The 7,773-nt window shown below is 70.3% G+C and carries 7 protein-coding genes and 2 pseudogenes; 5 read left to right on the forward strand and 4 right to left on the reverse strand.

Annotated elements, in window-relative coordinates; all coding sequences use genetic code 11:
• Positions 1-623, forward strand: a pseudogene (locus tag CQZ88_RS30635) (dihydroorotate dehydrogenase-like protein); the annotation flags it as partial.
• Positions 624-639: 16 nt separating this feature from the next.
• On the opposite strand, the gene CQZ88_RS07690 reads toward CQZ88_RS30635, so the two are convergent.
• On the reverse strand, positions 640-1,461 hold the full coding sequence (locus CQZ88_RS07690) for an MBL fold metallo-hydrolase (protein WP_006945056.1): 822 nt from the start codon (positions 1,459-1,461) through the stop codon (positions 640-642).
• A 35-nt stretch (positions 1,462-1,496) separates the two neighbouring features.
• On the opposite strand from CQZ88_RS07690, the gene CQZ88_RS07695 reads away from it, so the two are divergent.
• The 3 genes from CQZ88_RS07695 to CQZ88_RS07710 all read left to right on the forward strand — a co-directional run bounded on the left by CQZ88_RS07695 (position 1,497) and on the right by CQZ88_RS07710 (position 4,904).
• Positions 1,497-3,560: a phage holin family protein gene (locus CQZ88_RS07695; protein WP_043797961.1), complete on the forward strand. Its 2,064-nt coding sequence runs from the start codon at positions 1,497-1,499 to the stop codon at positions 3,558-3,560.
• A 525-nt stretch (positions 3,561-4,085) separates the two neighbouring features.
• Positions 4,086-4,517, forward strand: a complete 432-nt coding sequence (locus tag CQZ88_RS07705; protein ID WP_043797958.1) for a PLDc N-terminal domain-containing protein — start codon at positions 4,086-4,088, stop codon at positions 4,515-4,517.
• Between the two features lie 183 nt (positions 4,518-4,700).
• Positions 4,701-4,904, forward strand: a complete 204-nt coding sequence (locus tag CQZ88_RS07710) for a hypothetical protein (RefSeq protein ID WP_180986969.1) — start codon at positions 4,701-4,703, stop codon at positions 4,902-4,904.
• Positions 4,905-4,976: 72 nt separating this feature from the next.
• On the opposite strand, the gene CQZ88_RS07715 is transcribed toward CQZ88_RS07710, so the two are convergent.
• Positions 4,977-5,513: a DUF1269 domain-containing protein gene (locus tag CQZ88_RS07715; RefSeq protein WP_006945064.1), complete on the reverse strand. Its 537-nt coding sequence runs from the start codon at positions 5,511-5,513 to the stop codon at positions 4,977-4,979.
• Between the two features lie 110 nt (positions 5,514-5,623).
• Positions 5,624-6,046 (reverse strand): hypothetical protein, encoded by a 423-nt coding sequence (locus CQZ88_RS07720; protein ID WP_102799538.1) that lies wholly within the window; start codon positions 6,044-6,046, stop codon positions 5,624-5,626.
• Between the two features lie 540 nt (positions 6,047-6,586).
• On the opposite strand from CQZ88_RS07720, the gene CQZ88_RS07725 reads away from it, so the two are divergent.
• On the forward strand, positions 6,587-6,916 hold the full coding sequence (locus CQZ88_RS07725) for a three-helix bundle dimerization domain-containing protein (RefSeq protein WP_006945068.1): 330 nt from the start codon (positions 6,587-6,589) through the stop codon (positions 6,914-6,916).
• A gap of 174 nt (positions 6,917-7,090) precedes the next feature.
• Here the strand turns inward: CQZ88_RS07725 and CQZ88_RS30640 are convergent.
• Positions 7,091-7,773 (reverse strand): annotated as a pseudogene (locus CQZ88_RS30640) (pyridine nucleotide-disulfide oxidoreductase); the annotation flags it as partial.

Here is a 7,773-nt window from a genome sequence, read left to right on the forward strand (position 1 = left end):
CGATCGAGCTGAACATCTACTACCTGCCCGGTGATCCGCACATCAGCGGCCGGGACGTCGAACAACGGCACCTCGACGTCCTGGCCCGGGTCGCGGACGCCGTCACCGTGCCGGTGGCGGTCAAGGTGAGCCCCCAGTTCAGTTCGATCGCCGAGATGGCGCTTCGCCTCGACGAGGCCGGGGCCGACGGGCTGGTGCTGTTCAACCGGTTGCTGCAGCCCGACATCGATCCCGAAACCCTCACCGTGGTGCCTGCCGTGACCCTCTCGACCCCCGCGGAAACCCGGCTGCCGCAGACCTGGATCGCGTTGCTGCGTGGACGGGTGCGTGCCGACCTGGCCGCGACCACCGGCGTCGAGGACGCCACCGACGTGATCAAGTACCTGCTCGCCGGCGCGGACGTCGTGCAGTCCGCCTCGGCGTTGCTGCGCCACGGTCCCGAGTACGCCGCCGTCCTGCTCGACGGCGTGCGCGAGTGGATGCGCCGCAAGGGGTATCGCAGCGTCGACGAGTTCCGGGGGATGCTCGCCGTGCCGCCCGGCGCGGACGGGACCGGCCGCGGACGGGGCGACTACGTGAGCGCGCTCCGCGAGGCCGACCACCGCGCCTACGGCATCCCGTGAGCCGAGGTGGCCGAGTTCATACGCGGTGTGGTCCCGGCGAACCGGGGCCGGCGCCCGGTGCGCCGAGTGCGCCACCCGGGGGCAATTCCACCGCGACGATCCCCGCCCGCTGGGCGTGGTGGACGAATTCGGCGCCCGGACCGAAGAACAACCGGGGGCGTACGGCGTCGAGGCCGATCGGCCACAGCGTGCCGTAGTGGATCGGCACCGCCAGGCCCGCTGCCACCAGGCGCGCGACGACCGCGGCCCGGGACGGGTCGAGGTGGCCGTTGCCGAGGGTCGGACCCCAGCCCCCGACGGGTAGCAACGCGAGGTCCACCGGGCCGACGTGGTCGGCGAGGTCCGGGTACAGGTCGGTGTCGCCGGCGAAGTAGGTCCGCCGGTCCCCCTCGACGACGTACCCGATCGCCGGGGCGAGTTCCGGGCCGCGTCGCCAGCGCCGCCCGTCGTGTCGGGCGGGCACCGCCCGGACGGTGAGCGTGCCGATCCGTGTCTCGTCGCCGGGCCGCAGCGGCACCAGGCGGTCGGCGAATCGGCGCAGCGCGGGCAGGCCGTCGATCGCCCGCCACGGGGCCACGATCGGAACGTCCGGGTCGAGCAGCCGCAGCGACGGCAGGTGGGTGTGGTCGGCGTGCAGGTGCGAGAGCAGGACGGCGTCCGGGTTGCGCACGTGCGGCCCGATCGGGGTGGGCCCCCGGCGGCGGCGCAGATGCGCGACGCGGTCGGTCAGCACCGGATCGGTCAGGACGACCGTCCCGCGGTCCATGATCAGCGCGCTGGCATGTCCGAGCCAGCGCACACCGGATGTGGCGGCATCCGGACCCGGTGGCGTGCTCACGACCCTTACGATTCCAGACGAGGGAAGGGGCCGCGATGCGCACGGTGGGCGGCATGGTGCGGGTGCTCGTCGAGTTCCTGGTGCTGTGGGGGTCGTCGGCGCTCGCGCTCATCGTGCTCGACCGCATCCTCGACGGCATCACCCTGGACCCGTCGGGCTTCACTCCGCTACCGACGCTGCCGGCCGCGCTGGCGCTCGCGTTGGTGTTCGGCCTCCTGAACGCGGCGCTGTGGCCGGTGATGATGCGGTTGATGTCGTGGATCGGTCCGGTGCTGCTGTTCGTCGGGGTGTTCGTGGCCGGCGGTGTGATCATGCTGTTGACGCTCTACCTGGTACCGGTCGCGTCGGTGGACCAGCGCCGGGATGCGTTCTACCTCGCGGCGCTGCTCTCGCTGTTCACCTCAGTCGTCTCGGGCGCCATCGCGTCCCGTTCCGATACCGCGTACCGGCTGATGCAGGTGCGCCGACAGCGGTTCCGGTTGCGTCGCAACACCGCACTCGTGGACGCGTCCCCGGGGCTGTTGTGCATCCAGATCGACGGCCTCGGCTACGACGTGCTGCGTCGCGCGATCGCCGACGGTGTGACCCCCGCGCTGGCGAAGTTGGTGCGCGAGACCCACCGGCTGATGCCGTGGCACACCGACTGGAGCAGTCAGACGGGTGCGACCCAGCTGGGCGTGCTGCACGGCTCCAACCACAACGTGCCGGCGTTCCGCTGGTACGACAAGACCACCGAGCACGTCTCGGTGTTCAGCAACCCGGTCGACAACGAGCAACGCGAACTCGAACGCACCCACATCCCCGGCCTGCTGGCGCACGACGGTACGAGCCGGGGCAACCTGTTCACCGGCGGCGCGCACGACAACGTGCTCGTCGTCAGCCGGATGCGCGGTGCCCGCCTCGGCGGCGGTGCCGGCTACAGCGACTACTTCGCCGACCCGGCGAGCGCGCTGCGCACGTTCATCCGGATGCTCGCGGAACTGCAACGGGAACTACGCCAGTCGCTGCGGCAGAAGCGGAAGGACATCCAGCCGCGGGTGCCGCGGGGCGGGCTCTATCCGTTCGTGCGGGCGTTCGCGACCGTGCTCGCCACCGATGTCGCCGTCGCGGCGGTGGTGGGCGATCTGATCAAGGGGCGCAGCGTCGTCTACGTCGATCTGATCGGCTACGACGAGGTGTCGCACCACTCCGGCATCTCCCGGCCCGAGACCCTCGCGGTGCTGACCAAACTCGACGACGTCGTCGAGATGCTGCTCGCCGTGGTGGCGCAGGCCGATCGGCCCTACCGCGTCGTCGTGCTGTCCGACCACGGGCAGAGTCAGGGCGCGACCTTTCTGCAACGCTACGGGGAAACCTTGGGGCAGTTGGTCATCCGGCTGGCCACCCGGCGCGAACCGGCGAAGCGCCACTGGTACGAGCGCGAATCCGACGTCTCCGCCCAGCCCGGGTCGGAGGGGCGCGCCTACGCCGCGGCCAGCGTGCACTCGCCGGCCGCCGCCGAGGAGGCACACGCCTGCGCGGGTGAGCCGATCGTGCTCGGCTCGGGCAACCTCGGCCTGGTCTACTTCCCGCACCTGCCCGGACGCGCCGACGTCCACGCCATCGAGGCCGCCCACCCCGGTCTGCTCACCGGGCTGCGCGAGCATCCCGGGATCGGCTTCCTGCTCGTGGCCGCTCCCGGGGGGTCCGTGGTGCTCGGGCCCCACGGCGAGGTCGACGTGACCACGGGGAAGGTCACCGGCCGGAACCCGCTGGCGGTGATGGGCCCCGACGCGCTGGCGAAGGTGCGTCGCACCGACACCTTCGACAACGTTGCCGACATCATGGTCGGCGGCACGTACTGGCCCGACACCGACGAGGTCGCGGCGTTCGAGGAGCAGGTCGGCTCGCACGGCGGCATGGGCGGACCGCAGAGCACTCCGTTTCTCGTCTACCCCGCCGATCTGCCCGCCCCGCCCGAACCGCTGCACGGCGCCGAAACCGTGCACACGGTGCTCGTCGGCTGGCGGGATTTTTCGACGGGACCGCGCCCAGCGGTGACGAAGCAGGACGCGACGACCGGTGCGGATGACCCGGGACGCCCGGCATCCCGGGGCTGACCGCGGGACAGACCGGCCGAGGAGGGGTGGAGTCGGCCGACCGCTTCGAGGCCGAGGGATCTCGGCGCGGCGTGGGAGGACCTCGAGGTCGGGGTCGAACACCTCACCCGATGGGAAGCGGATTGCGCTGGTCACCGACCGGATGATCACCGTCATCTCGTTCCCGGGTGCCGGGGCAGTGGCCGGACATACACTCGAGGCAGTCCTATCCGGCGGAGCACACCGGGACTGCGTGATTCGAGACGAGCATGACCGAGGCGGGTGCGGTTCCCCTCACCGCGGAGCGGTGGAGCGGCTCGTCGCCGAGTTCGACGGCCGTCCCCACCTGCATCGAGTGGAGGCGGTCGTGGCGCCGGCGTCGAGGACTTGCGGGGGTTCCGGTGCCGGACCTGCCCCGAGCTGGTCGAACGATTCGCCCGGCGGCGCCTGCTCGATCCGGTCGAGTCCGGGCAGTGTGCGGTGCCGTAGCAGCGGCGTCGACGCCGCTGTGGCGGTCGAGGAGGTCCGGTCGAGGAGGTGCACATCATGGAGTCGTTCTGGGATTTCCTGTGGTACACGATCGTCGTGTTCGTGTTCGCGGCGTATCTGATCGTGCTGTTCCAGATCCTGATCGATCTGTTCCGGGACCACACCGTCTCCGGCGTGGCCAAGGCCTTCTGGGTGGTGGTGCTGATCGTGGTCCCGTTCTTCAGCGCCTTGATCTACCTCGTGGTGCGCGGCCAGGGGATGGCCATCCGGGCCGGGCAGGCGCAGCTCGCGGCCAGGCAGACCACCGACGAGTACATCCGGCAGGTGACGGCCGGCAGATCTCCGGCCGGGCAGATCGCCGACGCGAAGGCCCTGCTCGACTCGGGTGCGATCACCCCCGCGGAGTTCGCGCAGCTCGAGGCCAAGGCGGTGGGGCAGAATACCGCCGGGCAGGGCACCACCGGGCGCGACAGCATGCCCCGTCGCTGACGAGCGACTGCACGAGGTGCCGGTGCGGGGACCGCCTGCGCCGGCCGTGACCTCGGGCCGAAGTAGACGTGCGGGGTGAAGGTGATGGAGACCGGACCGTCCCGGACCGTTCGCCTGTGGCGTCGGGCCCCGTGGAGCCGCAGTCCTTTGATGCGCCGGTACGACCGGATCGAATGGGTCGATGTGACCGGCACTCCGGTCGCCCCTCCGCGGAGTGGGGCGGACAGTGCCGCCACCGCCGTCGTCGCGGCCCTGACGGTGTGGACGGTGACGGCGGCGGCAGGCGCGGGGCTGTACGGGCTGCACCGGTGGGCCGAGCATCGCCGAGGGGCGGCGTGGGACAGCGAGTGGCGCGGGCTGGGCACGACGCCGGGACGGCCGGCCTGAGCGGCAGGTATGCGGCCGTGTGCGGACGCGCTCGAACGCGGAGCTCAGGGGGCGATGCGAGCGTTCGCGAGGTTATCGATTCTGCTCGGCGTTCCTGATGTCGATGGCGAGTTGGTCGGCGGCCATGTCGGTGGCTTTGGAGACGATCCGGTTGGCGGCTTTGATGTTTGCGACGATCTGATCGGCGAGGTTGGTTTCGTACACCACGATCACGCCGGCCTGGCCCTCGTCGAGGGTCTCACCGAGTTCTTTGACGTCGCTGCGTTTCATCCGGTCGCTGGCGTGCCCCACCACGGCCCCGAGGGCCGTCCCGCCGGCGGCGGCGCCGACGAGACCGATGCCCACGGGCGGGAACAGCGCCGCCACCACACCCACCGCCAGTCCCCAGCCGAGGCCGACCGCTGCCCCGTGGCGGGTGGGTTGTTCGTGCTTCTTGACGATGTGGACCTTCCCGTTCTCGTCCTTGGCGATGACGGACGCGTCGAAGTCGTGGGAGGTGCGTATCTCGCGGTACAGCTGCTCGAGTGCCTCGTAGTCCGCTACGGCGTCCTCGACGCTGTCGTATGCCGCAGCGCTCACGTACAGGATGTCGTGCTCGTGCTTGCTCATGTGCAAACCTCCGAAATCTGATCGACCTGCAGGGGCTGACCGACGGACGTCAGCGCCTGGCGGCCGTCGCGTTGCCGAGGGCGAAGCTCGGCCCGACGGCAGGATTCGTCCTAGTAGTCGGCTCGCGGATTCCAGGTCGACACCGCCCAGATGACCACCACGTCCAAGGCGATGATCAGGATCGACCACCACGGGTAGTACGGCAGCCACAGGAAGTTCGCCAGGATCGACAGTGCCGCGACGACGATCGCCGCTACCCGCGCCCACGTTGCGCCGGTGATCAAGGCGATGCCCACGACCACCAACACCACTCCGAGGACGATGTGGATCCACCCCCACGCGGTGAAGTCGAACTTGAACGTGTACTCCGGGCCCTGGACGAACAACTCGTCCTCGGCCACCGCGGCGATGCCCTGGAGCAACTGGACGATGCCGACGGTGGCCATGATGACCGCCGCCCCCACCGACGTGCCCGCCGCGATGCCCTGCTTGACGCTGATGCTTCCCGGGTCGTGACGTACATCCTCGGACATGGCGGTCCCCTTCACAGGTTGGATGAGACATCAGCAGTATGCGCCGATCCCGCATCCGCCTCGGGGAAAGTGCTGATCTTCCTCACCGTCCGGGGTGAACGGTGCGTGGTCCGGGAAACGGTCTCACGTGTTTTCGCTCGGTTGCACGAGGTGCCTTCCCCGGGCGGACACCGCGCCGAAGGTGGGCACACAGGGCGACCGTCAACGACGAACCCGGTTCCTGCCCCGTACCCGACCCGCCGTGCAGAGGATAGGGCCTCGGGCGGAGTCGGTTCGAGCGTTTCTCTACGGTGGGAGAGGCTCTGCGACGGCCGTTATCGACAGCGAGGAGCCTGGCCCAATCGACCATCTCGTCATCGAGTGGCCCGCCGCCGGCCCGTGCCCACCGCCGCAGGCGTTCGACATGACCCGGGCCGGCCGACGATCCGAACAGACCCCACCGGCCTCGTGCAGAGGGGCCTGATTCCGCCGCGGGTGCGCAGATCGAAGTGGTATCGAAACGTGTTCCTACCCGTCCTGTTCTGCGGGACAATACTTCTCATGGACGACAGCGAAGTGCACGCCATCGACGTCGTCCGAATCCGACTCGGCCAGCGCTACCCCGACCTCGACCCCGAGGTGGTGGGGGGCCTGATCGAGGCCACGCTCGGCCGGCTCGACGGATGCCGCATCCGAGACTTCGTCCCCCTGCTGGTCGAACGGGCCGCCACGCGCACACTCGACGCGACGTACCACCGTGCACCGGAGTCTCGAGAACCGATGCGCACCCCCGAACCGCCCGCGGTGACCGAGACCGGCGAGGTGCGGACCGCGAGCAGCGTCCGGGTGCGGTGGGCCGTTCTCGTGCGTCGCTCATCACGCCTGTCGTAGGCGGTGACAAGAGACGGCGAGACCCGGGTCGGAACCGGAGTCGACGGTCGTCCACCACACCCGGGCGGGCGGGATGCTCGGCACGCAGCCAGGGTGTCGGCGACACACCCATGCCCGAAACCGGAGTCACGTCCTGAAACGGTTGGGAATCCGACACGAATCAACGACGGGGGCTCAGGGGCGGGGGTCCATCGCCAGCCCGGCGACGGCGGCCTTGGCGGTGCGCCCGACCCCGATCAGCGTGGCCGAGCCGGGGCCGGTCCAGTCCCCGTAGCCGAGCAGATGCAGCCGGGGTTCCTTCAACGCCTGGGTGCCCGCCACAGCGATCGAACCGTCCGGCCCACGCAGGTGCAACGGCCGCAGAGGCGTCAGGGCGGGTCGAAAACCGGTGGCCCACACGATCACCTCCGCGTGCCGGCTCTCGCCGGTGTCGTCCCAGAAGACGCCGTCACGGGTCAGTCGGTCGAACATCGGCAGCGGATCCAGGGCGCCGCGGTCCCGGGCCGCGAGGACCTCCGGGACCATCACGATGTCACCGAGGTCGGTGATGCCGCCCGGATCGGGGCGTCCGGCCGCCAGCGCCAGCGCGCGCCGCGAGGCCATCTCGAACAGCACGCGTCCGTCGACGTCGTCCGGCAGGAATCGCGGCGGCCGGGGGGTCACCCAGGTGGTGCCTGTGACCTCCGAGATCTCGGCGACCAGCTGGGCCCCGGAGTTGCCGCCGCCGATCACCACCACCGTCTTACCGGCGAAGTCATCCGGGGTGCGGTACTGCACGGTGTGCAACTGTCTGCCCGCGAAGCTGCGGGCTCCGGGATAGACGGGCCAGAACGGCTGCTGCCAGGTGCCGGTGGCAC

It is taken from the genome of Rhodococcus sp. ENV425 (assembly GCF_002887785.1).
Lineage (GTDB): Bacteria > Actinomycetota > Actinomycetes > Mycobacteriales > Mycobacteriaceae > Rhodococcus > Rhodococcus aetherivorans.

Coding starts and splice junctions, on each gene's coding strand:
- CQZ88_RS07720 (WP_102799538.1), bottom strand. CDS start 6,046: ATGTCCGAGGATGTACGTCACGACCCGGGAAGCATCAGCGTCAAGCAG.
- CQZ88_RS07695 (WP_043797961.1), top strand. CDS start 1,497: ATGCGCACGGTGGGCGGCATGGTGCGGGTGCTCGTCGAGTTCCTGGTG.
- CQZ88_RS07725 (WP_006945068.1), top strand. CDS start 6,587: ATGGACGACAGCGAAGTGCACGCCATCGACGTCGTCCGAATCCGACTC.
- CQZ88_RS07715 (WP_006945064.1), bottom strand. CDS start 5,513: ATGAGCAAGCACGAGCACGACATCCTGTACGTGAGCGCTGCGGCATAC.
- CQZ88_RS07705 (WP_043797958.1), top strand. CDS start 4,086: ATGGAGTCGTTCTGGGATTTCCTGTGGTACACGATCGTCGTGTTCGTG.